This window comes from Clostridium sp. 10cd* (genome assembly GCF_044336395.1).
In the GTDB taxonomy this organism is placed as follows: domain Bacteria; phylum Bacillota_I; class Bacilli_A; order Erysipelotrichales; family Erysipelotrichaceae; genus Clostridium_AQ; species Clostridium_AQ innocuum.
Genome location: NZ_CP172347.1, coordinates 1560370 through 1578725, shown reverse-complemented (window position 1 = coordinate 1578725; position 18356 = coordinate 1560370). Strand labels below are relative to the sequence as shown.

The window sequence follows — 18356 nt, the reverse complement described above, 5'->3', positions numbered from 1 at the left end:
TTGTACCTTATTTAGCCCCTTTTTTCCAGTGGTAGCGCTATCTTTTGCTGCACTGTGATAGCTTTTAATGAATTTCTTCCGTATACCATATAAGAGAAAAGTATGTTATACTGTATAAAACAATCAGAAAGAGGCGATATTATGTCTACCCTTAAACGAGCAATTCTGTTTCTGTTTCCTTATTTGATACTTGCGGTATGCATACTGGAGGAACGCTGGAGAATACAGGCTGCATCCCTCATGCAGTATGATACGTATACGGATATGCTTACGCTGACAGCTGTCATCTGTACGCTATTTTTATTCTTTTATATACGCAATATTATGGAGAAATATGACGGAATCGTATTGCTTTTGAATACAATTGCAGTTATTGTCTATACCCTTTTGATCTGGCTGCCAGATGTATTTGCGTTCCTCAGTCCGATTGCCTACAGTGTTTTTCAAAATGAGCAGCTATTTCTCACAATCATCTATGGGCTGCTTCTGATTGGAGAAGGCTATCAGATTTCTTTCCTCATCAAGGAGAGAAGAACAGATCAAGGTGACTCGGATTCTTAATCAGTATCAATAGACTGTACAAACGTAAAACGATCAATGACAACTGAAAACAGTGAGATTGATCGTTTTAATTTCTTTTATTTCCAAGCCACCGCAAGTGAGTAGCCGCTGGATATTATGTTTTTCTATGTTTTTTTATTCCCTGTCCCATGTTTTCCTTTTTTCTGCAGGATATCACGGCAATACCACATGATCATACCGATGCCCGCCGGTATTGCAAATGCAAATGGAAGCTTTATATAGAAACGATCCACAATCGTTGTGAATAAAAGTGTAATCACGCCGTATAGGAACAACACACTGACATTGGAAATGTAATACAGCACTCTTTTGCTTTTCATAATCGCAAGCAGCTGTAACAGGCAGGAGCCGCACAGAAGCAAAAGCAGCTTTCCGCGACATGCGCCCAGCACTTCATTGGAAACTGTTAAAGCATAATCATTACCGGAGAAATCCGGTGGAACAGAATTATGAAACTGTGTTATCAGAGAACGATATTCCTGAAACAGCAGGATACCGAAAGCAAGGAGTGTCAAACCAGCTGCCAGCGGCATCACAATGCGTAAAACGGCTTCTCCTTTATCTGACCATTTTCGAAACAGGATATTCTTTTCCTCCTGTTCTTTTCCATGGACACCTTTATGCAAGCCGTTCCAGCTGATATCATAGCGCATAATGAACGTATGCCGTAAGCAGCCATACACTACCGCAAGCACAAGCAGGGCTGCCACATACATCAGTAGATATATGGTAACACCGGTTTCATAACCGCTCACAAAAAAGCTGTATGGGTGGAATTCCTCTGTCTGCATTGCCAAAATCTCCAGTATATTGGAAAAGCCCAATTGCAGAAACAGATACAGGATATACAGATATTGCAGAAAGGAAACAAGCGGAAAATAAGCAAGCAGCAGATTCCAGCGTGTCAGTGATGGCAGAGCCCTTTTATCCGTATGCTGTATCATCAGCACATTGCTGAATACCATCATGCCCAGAAACGCCGCAAAGGACAGCAGCTGAGAAATCTGAAGCTTTAAAAACACATAATACAGAAGCAGTGCAAGCAGGGTCAGGCCATAGGGAAGATAGCGCTGCAGATCATAGCGGGATAAATCACTGTAGCCCTTTGTATCACCCAGCAGCTCATCACAGCTGATTCCCAACGCCTCACTCAACGGCTTCAGCAGTGTGATGTCGGGATAACCCTCTGCCGTCTCCCATCGTGATACCGCCTTATTGCTGACATTCAACAGCTCTGCAAGCTGCGCCTGCGTATACCCTTTCTTTTTGCGCAGTCTGATGATTTTCTCCGCAAACTGTTCTTTGTTCATACTCCATCCCTCCTCTATCTATAGTATGACGAAATTCCATATAAACAGCAATCCATGATTGCGGGAATCACTCCACGCTTCATGGATTGCTGTTTGATTTCTTTTCATCCTCCAATGTCTTGATAATGCCATCCGCTATTTTATCCGCAAAAACCTTCCGTTTTGCATCATCGATCAGATACAGACGGTCGTTCTCACTGGCGAGAAAACCGGCTTCTATCAGAATGGAGGGCAGCTTATTATTTTGCAGCACCTGAATCGGAGACAGATCCTGGTCCTTCATACCCCGATTCTGAGAATAGCCCAGAGAATCCAGCTCCTTTAAAATATTTTCCGACAGAGCCTCCACCCTCGGCTCCTTCATTTTCCCCCAAATTTCATAACCATAGGAGCCATTTATGACTTCTGCGGCATTGGTATGTATAGAAACAAACAGGCGGGCATCACTCTCATTGGATATACGAACACGTTCACTGAGATCCTCTACTTCATTAGCCGGCCAGGATACATCATCACTCTTTCTTGTATACAGAACCGGATAGCCGTTTGCCTCCAGACGTGCACCGATATCCTTTACAAAGGCAAGTGTAACATCCTTTTCATACAGCTCTTCAAAGGTACTTCCCGCATCATAGCCGCCATGTCCGGCATCAAGAACAACAACGGGTGTCTCTGCCTTTTTACTGAATAAGGGCGCAAGGATAGGATTGTCCGGAAAAACCTTCACGCATATGATCAGCAGCCCCAGGATGACCAGAAACTCCATCGCAACCACGATCAGCAGTCGAATCGGATTGATTCCTCTTTTTTTCTTTCTTTGCTTTGCCACCGTGTCACCTGACTTTCAAACTGATGTAATTATAGCAGATAAATCAGGAAATTCCTACCTTTTGCGTGACGGAAATGAGATGATTTGCATACCGATTCCACAAACCTTATCTTATGCAGAATGCTCCTCTTCATCCTCCTGATACACGGTTTCCTCTGTTACAATCAGCCTCTGCTTCCGCAAACGGTGATTCACATATTCCGTAAAGAAAACATACAGACATGCTGTAGTCGGTACTGCCATAATCATACCGAAGACACCCCACAGATCCCCGAAAACAAAAATACTAAGCAGCACCCAGAGACCGGGGAGTCCCACGGAATTGCCAACCACACGGGGATAAATGACATTATCCTCAAAGTAGCTGAGTATCTGATAGAATATGATAAACCATACACTCTGTAAGGGATCCTTGGACAGCATCATAATCGCTCCGACACTCATCGCAAACATGGAGCCGAATACCGGAACCATGGAACAAACGGCAATCAGTGTACAGATGAGCTCCGGATACGGGAATTGAAACAGCCGCATGAAGATATAATACAAAACCCACAAAATACAGGCCTCCGTCAGCTGCCCGCCGATAAAGCTGGAAAATATCCGGTTTACACGTGCAGCATAGCGGAAAACAATCTTTGAATTTCCATATCCGAGAAAGGCCGCTGTCACCTTGCGCATCTGGCGTATGAAGTTTTCTTTCCCGCTAAGCAGATACAAGGAAAACATAAAGCCCGTAAAGCCGACAGCAAAGCTGGAAACAAAGCCGGTAGCGCTTGATAAAATCCCGCTGGCACTGCCGGACAGCAGATTGATTACGTTGGTAACGATTTTCTCCCATGGCATCTGAATGAACTGCTCAACCTGTGTAATATTCTCGATTCGATAATCAATATGGAAATATGCCAGCACCTCATCGATATTCTTCACAATATTCGTAAAGAAGGAGGTTAGATTTTCCATAAGGGATATGAGAGAATCGATAATGCTAGGCAGGATGATACTGCCGATAAGAATGATTAAAATCAGAGCAAGCAGAAACGTGAGTATCATGGAAATGACACGTTTTTTCTTTTGGAGAAAGGAATCCTGCTTTGTATGGCGAAGCAGAAAGCCCTCAATATGCTTCATTGGCAGATTTAAAACATAGGCAAAGACAATGGCATACAGCAGGGATTTAAACACGGATAATACAAAATCAAAGCCGTTTTTCAAGTCCTGCAGATGCACAAGGAGAAATCCAAGCAGAAGAATATAGGTACTCAGGTAAATCCAGGGTCGTATGGATCGTATAACGTCTTTATCACGAAAAGGCAGTTTCATGTGCATCCCCTCTTTCTTTTGAAAAAAAGGACTGGACGTATCCAATCCTTTTTATGATTTCTTACATTTCTTCTTTTGCGATTGCAAGTAATCTCTTATGACGTTTCATAGCGTCTTTCTTTGTTTTCTCAAACATTTCGTACGCTGTTTCACCTTTTACCTTAGGCAGCTGGCTGTAACGAGTTTCTGTCATCATGAAGTCCAGCATCTTCTCGTAATCAGGCTCCTTGGAGTCGATTGTCAGAGGAGTTTCTTTTCTTGGGTCATAACGATACAGATCGAAGTATCCGCACTCAACAGCTTTTGCCTGTGTTCTCTGGTGGTTAGCAAGTCCGCCCTTGATACCGTGCTCCGCACATGGAGAGTAAGCCAGGATCAGAGATGGTCCATCATAGCTTTCTGCTTCCTTCAGTGCTTTCAGTGTCTGGTTTTTATTTGCTCCCATAGAGATTGCAGCTACATATACGTGTCCGTATGCCATAGCGATCTGTCCCAGGTCCTTCTTCGCAGTTGTCTTACCACCTGCAGCGAACTTGGCGATAGATGCAGCCTGGCTGGATTTGGAGGACTGTCCACCAGTGTTGGAGTAAACCTCAGTATCCAGAACCAGAACATTCACGTTCAGGTTGTTTGCCAGTACGTGGTCTAATCCGCCGTAACCGATGTCATAAGCCCATCCGTCACCACCGACGATCCAGATAGATTTGGAAACCAGGTCAACGTCTGCCAGTTCTTTTACCATAGCGATATCAGATTTAGCAGCCAGTTCCTTGATTGTCGGAGCGATTTCTCTTTCCGCATCACGGTCACCGTGTACTTCCAGATATTTAGCAAATGCTTCCTTCAGAGCAGGCTCAACATTTTCCATGTTGTCTTCCATTGTCTTCAGGATTCTTGATTCCTTATAGTTCTGTGCCAGAGCCATACCATATCCGAATTCCGCATTGTCTTCGAACAGAGAGTTCGCCCATGCAACACCCTCACCATTGCTGTCATTTACGAATGGAGTGGAAGGAGTGGAAGAACAGTAGATCATAGAGCATCCTGTTGCATTCGCAACCAGCATGTCATGACCGAACAACTGAGATACCAGCTTATAGTATGGAGTTTCACCACAGCCAGGGCAAGCTCCGCTTACTTCGAAGTAAGGCATCATGAACTGAGATCCCTTAACGGTATCAGCCGGGAAGAATTCAGTCTTGTATTCTGTATGCTTGAACAGGTAATCTGCCAGTGGTTCTTCACCAAGCTTTTCGTTGATGTCAACCATTTCCAGAGCCTTGTTACCGGCTTTACCAGGACACTCAACCGCACACAGACCACAGCCTACACAGTTTGCAGGAGTAACCTGGATACGATATTTCAGGTTTTCAACACCCTTACCCATTGGTGTAATTGTTTCAAATTCCATAGGTGCTGCAGCAACCTCTTCCTCTGTTAACAGGAACGGACGAATTGTTGCATGCGGACATACAAAGCTACAGATACCGCACTGGATACAGTTTTCCGGGTGCCATGTAGGTACCTGTACTGCAATGGTACGTTTTTCTTCAAATGCTACGTTGTTACGGATAGAGCCATCCAGCAGGAAGTCTCCTGTGAATGCGCTGACAGGCATATCATAGCCCTCCAGACCGTTGATTACTGCAACATGGTTATCGAAATATTCGTCACCAGTCAGCTTACGGCTGGAATCAAATGGAAGATCAGCCCAAGCTGCATCCACCGTAATTTCTTCGATTCCGGCTTTACCGGCATCGATTGCCTTGTAGTTCAGCTGTACAACAGCATCACCCTTCTTGGAGTAGGATTTCTTCGCTGCTGCCTTCATCAGCTCAACAGCTGTATCGTATGGCATGATCTGCTCATTCAGTGCGAAGAATGCAGACTGCAGAATCGTGTTGGTTCTACGTCCCATACCGATTTCCTGAGCGATTTTAGTTGCGTTGATGATGTAGAATTTTGCATGCTTTTTAGCAAGCTGCGCCTTCATACGGTTCGGCATATGCTCAACGATTTCTTCTTTGGAGAAGGTAGTATTCAACAGGAAGCTTCCGCCTTCCTTGATATCTTTCGCCATGTCATATTTGAACATGTAAGCATCCAGTGAGCAGGAAATGAAGTCTGCGTTACCGATATAGTAAGTGGAACGGATTGGAGAGTTTCCAAAACGCAGGTGAGAACGGGTAACACCACCGGCTTTTTTAGAGTCATATGCAAAGTAAGCCTGTGCATACTGATCTGTATTGTCACCGATGATCTTGACAGTGGATTTGTTTGCAGAAACCGTACCGTCTGATCCCAGTCCCCAGAATAAGCAAGAAGTGTAGTCAGCTGGAACGTGGAAGTTGGAATCTGCTTCCAGGCTCAGGTTGGTAACGTCATCAACGATACCGATGGTAAAGCTGTTCTTCATTTCATCCTTCTTCAGTTCATCAAAGACAGCTTTGATGTGGTAAGGCTGTGTATCCTTGGACCCCATACCGTAACGTCCACCGATGATTTCGATGTCTTTATCCTTCAGTGCAGACAGGATGTCAAGATACAGAGGCTCTCCCATGGATCCTGTTTCCTTTGTACGATCCAGTACAGCAATTTTCTTAACTGTTTCCGGCAGTACAGCCAGCAGGTATTTTACAGAGAACGGACGGTACAGGTGAACCTTGATCATACCAACCTTTTCTCCGGCAGCAGTCAGTGCATCAATTGTTTCTTTAGCAGCCTCTGTTACAGAACCCATAGCAACGATTACACGTTCTGCATCACTTGCACCATAGTAAGTAAACGGTGCATATTCACGACCAGTGATTTCACTGATTTTCTTCATGTAGTCAGCAACGATGTCAGGAATTGCATCGAAGTGTTTGTTTCTTGCTTCCACACCCTGGAAGAAGATGTCGTCGTTCTCAGCACCACCGCGTGTTACCGGGTTTGTGTGAGGATTTAAAGCGTTCTTGCGGAATTTAGCAAGAGCTTCCTTGTCAACCAGTTCCTTGAATACATCTGTATCCATAACTTCGATTTTCTGAATTTCGTGAGATGTACGGAATCCATCGAAGAAGTGCATGAATGGTACGGACCCCTTGATTGCAGCCAAATGAGCTACACCAGCCAGATCCATAGCTTCCTGTACAGAATGGGAAGCCAGCATACATACACCGCTCTGGCGGCATGCATATATGTCTTCATGGTCACCGAAGATGTTCAGTGCTCTTGTAGCAAGTGCACGAGCTGCAACGTGGATAACGCCTGGCAGACACTCACCAACCATCTTGTAGATGTTTGGAATCATCAGCAGCAGACCCTGGGAAGCCGTGAAGGTTGTAGCCAGAGATCCTGCCTGTAAAGCACCATGTACTGCACCAGCTGCTCCACCTTCGGACTGAAGTTCAGCAACTTTTACAACACTGTCAAAAATATTCTTGCGACCCTGTGTAGCCCACTGATCAACAACCTCAGCCATTGGTGAAGATGGAGTGATCGGGTAGATCGCAGATAGTTCGGTAAATGCATACGCACAATGTGCGGCTGCAGTATTACCGTCCATTGACATAAATTTCTTAGTCATTTGTTTTCCTCCTTGCATAACTTACTTCTCTATTATAAAACTTTATCTTTGATTTTACTAGGATTTTTAAGCAATTTTTCGTTGGATTTCAAGGGAATTTTGTAATTATTTTGGGAATTGAAAAGTTTGCACCGCTTATTTTCACTACATGAAAGAAAATGTATACAAAATGAAAGAAAAGACCTGTTTTCAAGGTCTTTTCCCCTTCTTATTCAATTACAATTTTCACGGTATTTGCCGCATTGCTGCGATAAAACGCCTGTGTTTCTGTATTGATTATTGTCACTTCATTCCTTGTATCGCTGATGATTTCCAGTATGCCCTGTGTCGTTTCCGTTTCATTGTTGATAAGAAAGCTGACGCTTCCATTTCCACTGGTTTCCTGAATCTGATAAGTCTCATACGGCAGATTTTCCAGCAGCGCCGTAAAATCATTGTCCTTATACAGCGTCACAAAACGGTTGAAGGAATCGGAGGACACCTGCATGACATAGGACTGGGAATCCGCCGGACGCTGCAATTCCCCCTGTGCGTTGCGAACCCGCTTGGTCAGCTCCATGGAACCGTTCTGTACACCACTGGTACGGTTGATAATACCAACCACTACGGTTGTTCCCGGCAGTACGGTAAATTTCGCCTCATCCACAAGCTCCGGCGAATTGATCAGATACTGTACCGGATAGGAGGAATCCAGCTCCTGCACCTCATAGGCACCGCTTGGATACGTTGTCAGTGACTGATGCCAGCTGTTATCCACATTCAGGTCATACACCTGATCGATTCCTTCCCCGCGAATGCGGAATCTAAACGTGTCCGGAGCACTTGGCGGCAGATAGTTGCCGTCATCGTCCAGCATATACTTGAATACTTCAATCGTACTGCGGTTGACAATCAGCTCATTGATAACCTCCACAACATTGCTGACAGCATCCCCCATGGTGATGGTAGCACTATCGGTTTCCGCTCCCCCGTTTACCCGATAGGTTGTGATGAACTGATCATTATTGATTTCCCGGATGCTGTAGGTCCCCTTCGGCAGATCGTTGACCACATAGGTGAAGGAATTACCGAAGTTCAATTCCACACGGCGCATCGTCGTCATATTATAGATTTCCACAACATACTGGTCGCCATCCGCCGGGCGGATCAGCGTACCGTTTGCCTGCTTGATGAATTTTGTGATTTCCAGCTTTCCATAGCTGCTGCGCTGGGCGTTGATGATGCTGACATTGTGCGCATCACGGCCGACCTCCACCGTAGCAGTGGAGCTTTCCTGCGCATCATCTACAATATACGTCACCTCATAGCCGCCCGGCTTCTGTTCAGAAATCTGATAGGTTCCCGCTGCCAGATCACGCAGTGTGGTCTTCCAGCTGTTGCTTTTCTGCAGAACGACGCTTGTCTGCATTCCCGCACCGCTTACCGCAACAACAAAGCGCTGGGTATCATTCGGCAAAACGAGCTGTCCGCTGGCGTTGCGGATAAGCTTTGAGAGCGTGATGGAGCCCCCGCTTCCCCCAGCTACATCAATCATTGCCACCTCATTGGAATTTTTCTCAACATGCACGATGCCGTTTGCGACCTCGCTGCCGCCGTTGATAATATATGTGACCTGATCATCACTGTCCACTTCATCGATCACATACCAGCCATCCATCAGATCCTTGACAAGGATGCTCCAGTGATTGGCTGCATTCAGGGTAAATACCTCATTGTAGCCCGGCTTGGATACATGTACCCGGGTCACAAAATCCTGTGCCGGCTGTTCCAGCTTGCCATTTACCCGCATGAACTTCTCGATGCGGATACTGCCGAAGACTTCCTTCACCGTATTGATGATCTGCACGGTACTGACGTTGCCCTCCACATTGACAATAGCGCTGTTAACCTCACTTGCACCGTTGACAATGTAGCTCACATCATAGCGGTCATCGACCTCATCCACGACGTACACGCCATCCTCCAGAGCATCTACCAGCAGCGACCAGTTGTTTTCACGATTCAATGTAAAGACCTCATTGTACCCCGGTCGTGAGATATGAATGGTGGAAACAAAATCCTCATCCGGACGCACCAGATTCTGATTGCGGCGCATATATTTATCCAGCTGTATACTGCCCCTGCCGGATGCCTGCGGTGTATCGATAATCTGAACGGTATTGCTGGTACCTGCCACATGGATGATACCGCGGTCCACTTCATTCCCCCCGTTGATGATGAAGCTGACAGCATCCATCGTCGTCGTTTCGCTGATGACATAATCCCCTGCTGCCAAATCCGAAAGCACGCGCATCCAGCGGTTGGAGGCATCCAGTGTGATCAGCTCATTATAGGAAGGCCCGGATACCAGGAAGACATAGGACGCATCCTTTTGCGGGCGCATCAGCATACCATCCTGACGGATATATTTGGCCATGGTGATGCTGCCGCTTTCCGCTACCTGCTCCCGATTGATGACCTGTACCTGATGCGCAGTGCCATTCACTGCCACAATGGCGCGATCCACCTGAGAACCGCCGTCGATAATATAGCTGACATCCTCATGATCCAGCTCATCGATGACATAGGTTGCGCTTGGTAACGGTCCAATCGTCTCCGTAAAGCTGTTTCTGGAGGATAATGTGAAGATTTCGTTATAGCCCGGTGAGGAAACATGGATGCGATAGCTGCCTGATTGCGGCTTGCTCAGCAGTCCCTGTGCATCCTCTACATATTTGCTCAACGTGATGCTGCCGGTGTTTCCTGTCCCCTGCGGATTGATGATATTCACCGTATTGGCATTCTGCATGACATGAACGATTCCCCTTGCAAGCGGTGCCGCATTATTGACGACATAGCGAACACCCTCCTGTCCACTCTCTTCGATGATTTCATACCAGCCGTCCTTTAAATTGCGCAGGCTGGCATAGAAGTGATTTGCGTAATTCAGAAGAACTCTGCTTGTTTCCTCTTCTCCCTTGATGCGTACCCAGAAGCTGTCCTGCTCGGATGGATAGCGGTAACACCCCTCAGTGTCACGAATGAGCTTGCACAGCTCAATGCTTCCCTCATGCGGCTGCTTCTCCTCATTGATTACCTTGACATCCACGTTCTCCGCTTCCACATTGATGACAGCACTCTCTGCTTCCTTACCCCCGTTGATGATATAGCTGACATCATGCGTTGTATTCAGCTCACGCAGCTCATATACCCCCATCGGAAGATGCTCCAGCGTTTCCTTCCAGCGGTTGCAGGAGTTCAGCGTAATGATCTGATGGAACGCTTCTCCCCTGACGTCCACCTCAAACTCCTCTTCCTGCTGCGGTTTCTTCAGACAGCCGCAGGATGCATCGCGCATGTACTTGGAAAGCGTGATGCTTCCCAATGCACATTTCATTACATTGACAGACTGTACATGCACATCACTGCATAACACGATTGTACCATCGCACTCGCGTGCATCATCCACCAGATAATACAGCTCCTTGAATTGCGGATCCTCCTTCTGAATAACCTGATATTCCGCCTGCGGAAGCTCCACCGCCTGATGCCAGTGATTGCGCTCATTCAGCACGAAGGTCTTATCCATATGCTTCCCCTTGACCTGCATATGGAACACCATGTCCTTTGACGGCGCTGTAAGATCATCCTCACAATTCTTGACGACTGCCTCCAGATGCAGCTTCGCCATAGCCTCGCTTGCATTCAGCACGGTAATGTTTACAGCTTCATCCCTGACCTCAAAGTATCCGCTATCCTTCGGACACTCCTCATTGATCTGATAACGGACCTCATGATCCCCCAGCTCACGGATTTCATAGGCGCCGTTTGGCTGCCTGCAAAAGGTCGCTGTCCAGTCATTGCTTCTGTCCAGAACACATTCCTGTTTTTCCTTATCATGCAGGAGCTGGATACGGAAGGTGTCGTTTCGTTCCGGCTTAAAGCGTTCTTTGAATCCGTTTTCCATGCATTTGGTAACGGTGATGTCGGCGCGGCGCGGCTGCTTGATCACAGCACAGACGCTTACACATTCCCCGTTTAATTCAATGCAGACAACATCCTCGAATACACACTCCTCAATTTCAAAGCGAACCGCACCGGCATCAAGCACACGCAGTGTATAAGAGCCCGGCTGCAGATTCTTCAATTCATCGCAGAAGCTATTGCGGCTGTTCAGGCAGAGTGTTTCCTTGCAATGCTCGCTGACGATTTCCACACGTACCTCTTCGCCCGGACACAGATCACGGCGAACGCCGTCCTCCTCCATGAGTGCACCAACACGGATGCAGCCCTTTGGACACGGTGTATTTACCATGGTGATGCAGACATCCTCATCACACACATCCACGACGGCAGACGCACACGGCAGATCATTGATCAGCCAGCTGACCTCATAGCCCTCGCATGGAACCTCACGTACCTCATAATGTCCCTGCGGCAAATCATACAGGCGGACACAGAAATCATTTTCGCTGTTCAGCTCGATTTTCTGTGTGCACATATCGCTTTCCACGATGGCACAGAAGGACTCACCATAGGATGGCATGACCAGGTTACCGTCTGCATCCGCGATACGCTTCTCCAGCAGCATACAGCCGCAGCGCTCCTCTTCGTTGATGATCGTAACATGCATGCTTTCTCCCTCGAACAGGAAGTAGCAGCTCTCATGCAATTCCCCGTTGATGTCATATACATGCTTACCGCCGCCCAGCTCACGCAGCTCATAATGCTGGTTGGCCAGATTGCTCAGGCAGATGCAGAAATCATTGCCGGCATGCAGTTCATATACCTCATGACAGTTCTTGCCCTTGAGCAGCACACGGTATACGGCATCCTCATCCGGCATCACGATACGGTTTCCATCCCGTATGCGTTTTTCAATTGTTACAACGCCCTGCCGCTGTTCACTGTTGATGATGTCGATATATTCATCATCACGTCCCAGTGTAAAGCAGGCACGCTCGCAGCTTTCCCCGTTGACGCGGTAGCGGACATTCCAGTTTTCATCGACCTCACTGATTTCATAGCTTCCCTCCATCAGATCATCGAAATATACACAGAAGTCATTGCGTGCACACAGGCGGTAGGTGCGGCTGAAGCCCTGTCCCTGTAACAGGAAGCGGAATTCATCCTGCGGACACGGCATGAACAGCTCTCCATGCGCATCCTCGATATACTTGGTAACGCGGACACTTCCTGTGCAGTCGCTTTCCTGATTGACAATCAGAACCTCCACATCGCACTGTCCCAGCTCGACATTGCCGAAGCTTTCCTCGTTGCCGTCTATGACGTAGCTGACGCGATAGCCCAGATTATCCTTCTGCACAATACGATAGCGTCCCTGCGGCAGCTGATCCAGAATCACACACCAGTTGTTTTCCGCACGCAGACAGACGTGCTCACTGCACTCTCTACCTTCGACCAGGATATCCAGAAGCATGCCTCTGGATGGACGCTGCATGTCCCCGTTGCAGCAGCGAACAACACCACGCAGCTTCAGCATACCGCTGTTGCGGCGGCGGTTGATGATGCTGACCTCCTGATTGGACCCATCCATATACACGATGGCATCGCATTCATCCTGCTGATTGACGATATAGGAAACATCATAATCATAGCTGTCCAGCTCGGTAATCCGGTATTCTCCTGCCGCAAGACCCTCCAGCATGACACACCAGTTGTTTCCGGCCTTTAACAGATACGTTTCCTTGAAGCAGGCACTTTCCACACAGACTTCAAATTCCTCATCACGCCCCGGCTTGACCAGCTCACCGCTTCGTGTTTCTTCAAATTTACAGATTTTCAAAACACCGCAGCTGCTCTTCGCAACACTGTTGATGATGCGGATTTCATTTTCACAGCAGTCATCGACAACAAAGCGGGCATGACGGCACTCCCGTCCGCAGTTGACCTGATAGCTGACCTCATACTCACACGGTGCATCCTCACGCACCTCATAGCTGCCGAAGCGCAGATCATCGAAGCACATGCACCAGTCGTTATCCGCATTCAGCTCGAAGCAGCGTTTACAGAAGTAGGAGCTGAGGGTTACATGAAAGCACTGATGCTTCTGCGGCTTAATCAAATCACCGAATTCATTGCGCACATATTTGCAGATGCTGACCGTACCTGCATTGCGTTCCTCATTGATGACGGACACACAGAAGGCATTGTCACCATTGATGCGGATACAGGCGCTAGTACTCTCTCTTCCCCCGTTGATAACATAGCTTGTCGTATAATCGGTATTACAGCTCACTTCCTCAATGACATATTCCCCATTGCACAAATTCGCGATATCCACGCAGAAGTTGTTGCTGGCATTCAGATTAAAGGTTTCATTCATACCGCAGCCGCTGACCATGACCATGAACTGCAGATCCTTCGACGGCTTGGAAACACTGCCGTCACAGCTGCGAATAAACTTGCAGATACGAAGCGGTGAGGTCATACCTTCACAAAGTCCCATATTCTGCTGTGAATTGATAATCATAACCGATGCCTGCTCACAGTCATTCAGCTCTACATTGGCATAGCACTGCTCCTCACGGCCATTTACGATATAAACCGGATTCGCTTCCATCGGATCACTCAGCTCATTGATATCGTAATAGCCCGGCAGCAGTCCGCAAAGCATGGCACAGTAGTCATTATCCTCGCTCAGCTCAATCAGACGATCATCGCTGTCAGAGATAACGCGAACCTGATAAACCTCACCACAGCCCGGCTTGTACAGGTGTCCGTTTTCCATACGAATATACTTTTCAATTTTCAATACAGTGTCTGCACGCAGTTCATTGATCATGACGAGTTCATTTTCCTGCGGTAGCAGATCAAAGCGGCCATCCGAGGTTTCTCCCTCATCATTGAATCTCCAGCGGGTCAGATACCCTGTACATCCGCTTTCCTCAACCATAGTATAGCCTGGCAGCAGGTCACAGATGGTTTCCTGAAAGTCATTGGATGCATCCAGGGTAACACACTGCTCCTGCCCATTCTGCATGACATGCAGGGTAAATGCCATGTCCCTCTGAAATTCCAGCGGGTTCCCGTTCATATCTACTAATTTCTTTACGACATGCAGCTGTGTCTCACCCAGCTGCTGATTGATGATGCGGACTGTGCGGTGAGAGGTCGTACTCGTGTAGATCACTGTGGCGTAGTCCTCCTGCTGAATTTCCTCATCCACCAGATAGGTGATATCCACCTCATCTCCGTTGATCATCTGCTGTCCGCTTTCATCCGTCTGTACGATGACATGCTGTACTGCCTGGATATCGGAAATCGTGATTTTTCCAATACCGGTAGCCGGATCGATGGGTACATCATAATAACAGCATTCGTTCTGAGAGTGACAGACCTTGACATGACGCATTCTGCGTATGTCTCTGGCACTACCGTCACGCATCCTCTCTTCTATGACAATATCCATGCTCGCATTTTCTATGCACGGCTGTGCCGTTTCCAGAAGGCTGACAGGCAGCATGCGGTAAAAGACGTTCCATAAGCGTTTGCTCATCTTTATCCTCCTTCTTCATATAAGCGATTCATTTCTTATACATTCTAGTATATGAGCCCACATGGAAATTGTTCTACAAAATAAAAGAACCGTTAATTCATCAACGGTTCCAGCTGCAGCAGCACATAGGGCTGCCCCTCAATTTTGATTACATGTACACGCAGTACAGCATAGGTATTCTTCATGTGCAGTGTTACAACAAATGGGATATCATATTCATTATGCATTACAATCACCTGCTTTATCGTATGTAAAAAGCTTAAACGTGTACATCCTCATCGTATATGCACACCATAAAGGTATAGTAGAATACCAGCACCAGACACATGACAACACCATAGACAACAGATACAAGAAAGGCAGGAAGAAGCTGCATATTATCAAACAGGGAAAGTCCCAGCTCCATCGCATCCATGAATGGATTGCTGCGGGTCATGATATCAACGACGCCGCTGTTTACAGCAAACAGGGTTCCATATTGGAAAAAGGCATTCATGAACGAGGTATAGGCAAAAGCAATTAAAAAGATGACCAGCATACTGTAAAAGGAAGAACGGTAATGCCGAATGATCTTAACAAAGGCATCCTTTATGATGAGAAACGGATTCCGCGCCCCGTCATAAATGGCAAAGCAGGCAAATACCTGCACCGGAATATAAAACATCATCAGCACAAGCATGATTGGAGTCAGTATGGTATTGATACTGCTCATATCCGCAAGCATCAGCTGAAAGGAAAGCCAGCTGCTCCCCACCATTACGACAAACAGCAGGGTCTGCACCCCAATGAGAGGAAACATATAGTCCTTCATCGTAAGCGTACGTATATCTTCTCGCTTGGTACGGATAAACTGAAACATGACAATCAGATATACATAGGCAGCCACAACAACAATCAGATAGAGAAACAGGTAGGATACCAGCATACTGCCTGCCCGGCTGACAACCGAAATTCCCATACTGTAAATCGAGCAGTACAGAATGCTGAGCAGCATCAGCATAATCAGCAGACTGGCAATGCGTTCTCTTATATTGGTAAATGAAAGAAAGTCTTTCCAAGTTTTCATAATATCACCTCAGGTATAGGTTATTCTACCATATTTCATGTAAAATGGGAAATGCTAAAAAGGATAAGATCGGCACTGTGCAGGCGGTGCTCAGATATGAATAGTTTCCATAGACGATGTTTTATTGCTGATTCTTATCTTTAGTGCCTATGATTTCCTTAATATGTAAAAATCCTCCTGCAAGCCGCACAGGAAGACTTCAGTAAACAGGATATGCATGTATATACTGTATTTTATTGATATCACGCATGAACGTACATCTCAACCTGCTTTCCCCGATGCGCAAGTCCTACTTTAATAACATTTTGCATATCGTGATCATATTTCTTGTCTATGATTTGATCACATGCAAGCTTCGCCAATTTTGTAAGGTCAATATTTTCGTCCTTTGTATATTTCAATTCAAATAACAGTGAGGGTTCTCCACTGGTTTTGTTGCTTAACAAAATGTCATGCCTACCTTCCCCATGCTCCCGATTGCTCGAAATTTCATAAGCATTTCCCAACCGCATAAGAAGACCTAATAGAAGCGTCTGGTAAGAATTCTCATTGATTAAATCAAAATAACTTATAGTATCCATCAGAATTTTACGATATCCACGCAAAAACCCTTTCCAGTCTTTTTGAGGGAGTTTATCTGTTAAAACATCGATACTATTCTCATCTACATGAAGATAATGTGCTGTGATTGCACTAAATTCACTCATGATTTCTTTATTAGGAATTCTTAATTCATATCTTCCGAGTAATGAATCAAGCGTATCCTGTACGGTTAGATATCCGGCATTCAGGCACTGCCCGCCTGAGGCGCAAACAACCCCCATAAACTGCTTGTTTCCTTTAGCTCATAAAAAGATGTTTCGAAATTTACAAGTGTTCTAACTGTTCCGATCCTTATTAATTCTTCATATCCCTCTTTAAATGAAGCATCACAATCTTTCATTGCCACTTTTATCATTTTATTAGAACTGGTATTCACCCAGTAAGGCATCAATACTTTACGTTCCGCGTAATTGATAATGGACCAGGGATTAAAAATGTCTACGCCTCCCATATTATAACCGTCATATAATGCGCGTACTTCATCCGTATACTTCAAATCATAATATGCTAACAAGTCTTTTACCTCATTCTTTGTAAATCCAAAGTATTCTGCATATTCTTTATCCTTTACTGTACATACAAGCAGATTATTTAAATCAGAAAAGAGGCCTCTGCCCGCCTTAGGCGTATTCTCTTTCGCAACGCGCTGTATGCCTGTCAACATAGCAAATTGTAAATCATCACTTGTTTTCAAAGCCGTATGCAGGAGTGCTGATAAGGCACCGCTCACTTCTTTATAAAATCCCTGTGTATGGGCTTCAATAAACGGTGTGTCACGCCTTGGGCGGGCAGCGCCTATTCGTCTATAAACAACATAACGCGTTTTTTGTAATATTGATGACATTTTTTCATTAAAAAGCTGATTGCATGGTCAACTGGCTCCAAGTTTTCGTCTTCAAGATCAGATAATCCCCGTAAAATCAAATCAAATTTAGGCTTTTCAAACATACTGAGTTTTTCTAAAACACATGCATATTCATCATAAACATTTAATAATTGCTCCTTTATAGATTTTACTATCCTCCTCTTAGATTCTTTTGCATCCGCAAAAGATAAAAATATTGTTGGATACGTATTTATATAGGAAGCATACTCTGTTTTCATAATTGCTGAAGCTTCAAAAATGCTAGCTGAATTCTTGGTAACATCGAAAAAATCTGAAAGCACGCCATGGGTGGGCAGCGCCTGCTCATATTGATTGTCTTCCCCGCTACTAGCGCGCCTTTTGTCGGATACCAAAGGTATCGGCAATATTTCGGTGAAAGCGTCTTGGTCGTGTAATCAGAGTAACAGTTGTTTTCCTTTCCAGAAACTCCGCAATCATCACGCCTCAGGCGGGCAGTGCCTGCTTTTATCAACTGTGTAATAATCTTCAACCCGTAATTTCTGATAACCGTTAACTCCTATTGGTATGGCTTTTTTCAAAATATCACCGCCTTCTATATATATTATACCTTAATTTCATAATTCAGACATACGAATTGAGAAAAAGGATACATAAATCAACATACTGCGAAAGCTTTTTAGTTTTGCTCTTTTCAATGTATCACTAGATATCTGTATCATAGCATGAATTC

General features: G+C 45.8%; 11 protein-coding genes. 1 reads left to right on the top strand and 10 read right to left on the bottom strand.

Annotation, left to right across the window (positions count from 1 at the left end):
* The first annotated feature begins 141 nt into the window (after nt 1-141).
* On the top strand, nt 142-561 hold the full coding sequence (locus ACG3M1_RS07780) for a hypothetical protein (protein ID WP_008819141.1): 420 nt from the start codon (nt 142-144) through the stop codon (nt 559-561).
* A 125-nt stretch (nt 562-686) separates the two neighbouring features.
* Here ACG3M1_RS07780 and ACG3M1_RS07775 read toward each other — a convergent pair whose 3' ends face one another.
* The 10 genes from ACG3M1_RS07775 to ACG3M1_RS07730 form a co-directional block, all read right to left on the bottom strand.
* Nucleotides 687-1892: a helix-turn-helix domain-containing protein gene (locus ACG3M1_RS07775; RefSeq protein WP_009269475.1), complete on the bottom strand. Its 1206-nt coding sequence runs from the start codon at nt 1890-1892 to the stop codon at nt 687-689.
* Between the two features lie 79 nt (nt 1893-1971).
* Nucleotides 1972-2721 carry an N-acetylmuramoyl-L-alanine amidase gene (locus ACG3M1_RS07770; RefSeq protein WP_008819143.1) on the bottom strand — a complete coding sequence of 250 codons (750 nt, stop codon included), beginning with the start codon at nt 2719-2721 and terminating at the stop codon, nt 1972-1974.
* Nucleotides 2722-2832: 111 nt separating this feature from the next.
* Nucleotides 2833-4044, bottom strand: coding sequence for an AI-2E family transporter (locus tag ACG3M1_RS07765; protein ID WP_008819144.1), 1212 nt, complete (start codon nt 4042-4044; stop codon nt 2833-2835).
* Nucleotides 4045-4105: 61 nt separating this feature from the next.
* On the bottom strand, nt 4106-7612 hold the full coding sequence (nifJ, locus tag ACG3M1_RS07760) for a pyruvate:ferredoxin (flavodoxin) oxidoreductase (protein ID WP_002608271.1): 3507 nt from the start codon (nt 7610-7612) through the stop codon (nt 4106-4108).
* Between the two features lie 208 nt (nt 7613-7820).
* A complete protein-coding gene (locus ACG3M1_RS07755) occupies nt 7821-15110 on the bottom strand; it encodes an MSCRAMM family protein (RefSeq protein WP_100933891.1) in 7290 nt (2429 codons plus the stop codon).
* A gap of 92 nt (nt 15111-15202) precedes the next feature.
* Entirely contained in the window at nt 15203-15337 is a 135-nt protein-coding gene (locus ACG3M1_RS07750) for a hypothetical protein (protein ID WP_008819147.1), read from the bottom strand.
* 32 nt (nt 15338-15369) lie between these two features.
* Complete coding sequence (locus ACG3M1_RS07745; RefSeq protein WP_008819148.1) at nt 15370-16176, bottom strand: hypothetical protein; 807 nt, start codon at nt 16174-16176, stop codon at nt 15370-15372.
* Nucleotides 16177-16418: 242 nt separating this feature from the next.
* Complete coding sequence (locus tag ACG3M1_RS07740; protein WP_055201382.1) at nt 16419-17000, bottom strand: PD-(D/E)XK nuclease domain-containing protein; 582 nt, start codon at nt 16998-17000, stop codon at nt 16419-16421.
* The gene (locus ACG3M1_RS07735) at nt 16964-17623 is read right to left on the bottom strand and encodes an AAA family ATPase (protein WP_008819150.1); all 660 of its coding nucleotides are present in this window, start codon (nt 17621-17623) and stop codon (nt 16964-16966) included. The genes ACG3M1_RS07740 and ACG3M1_RS07735 overlap by 37 nt, the downstream gene beginning before the upstream one ends.
* Nucleotides 17575-18018 (bottom strand): AAA family ATPase, encoded by a 444-nt coding sequence (locus tag ACG3M1_RS07730; RefSeq protein ID WP_244343711.1) that lies wholly within the window; start codon nt 18016-18018, stop codon nt 17575-17577. Before ACG3M1_RS07730 ends, ACG3M1_RS07735 begins: the two co-directional genes overlap by 49 nt.
* Nucleotides 18019-18356: the final 338 nt, after the last annotated feature.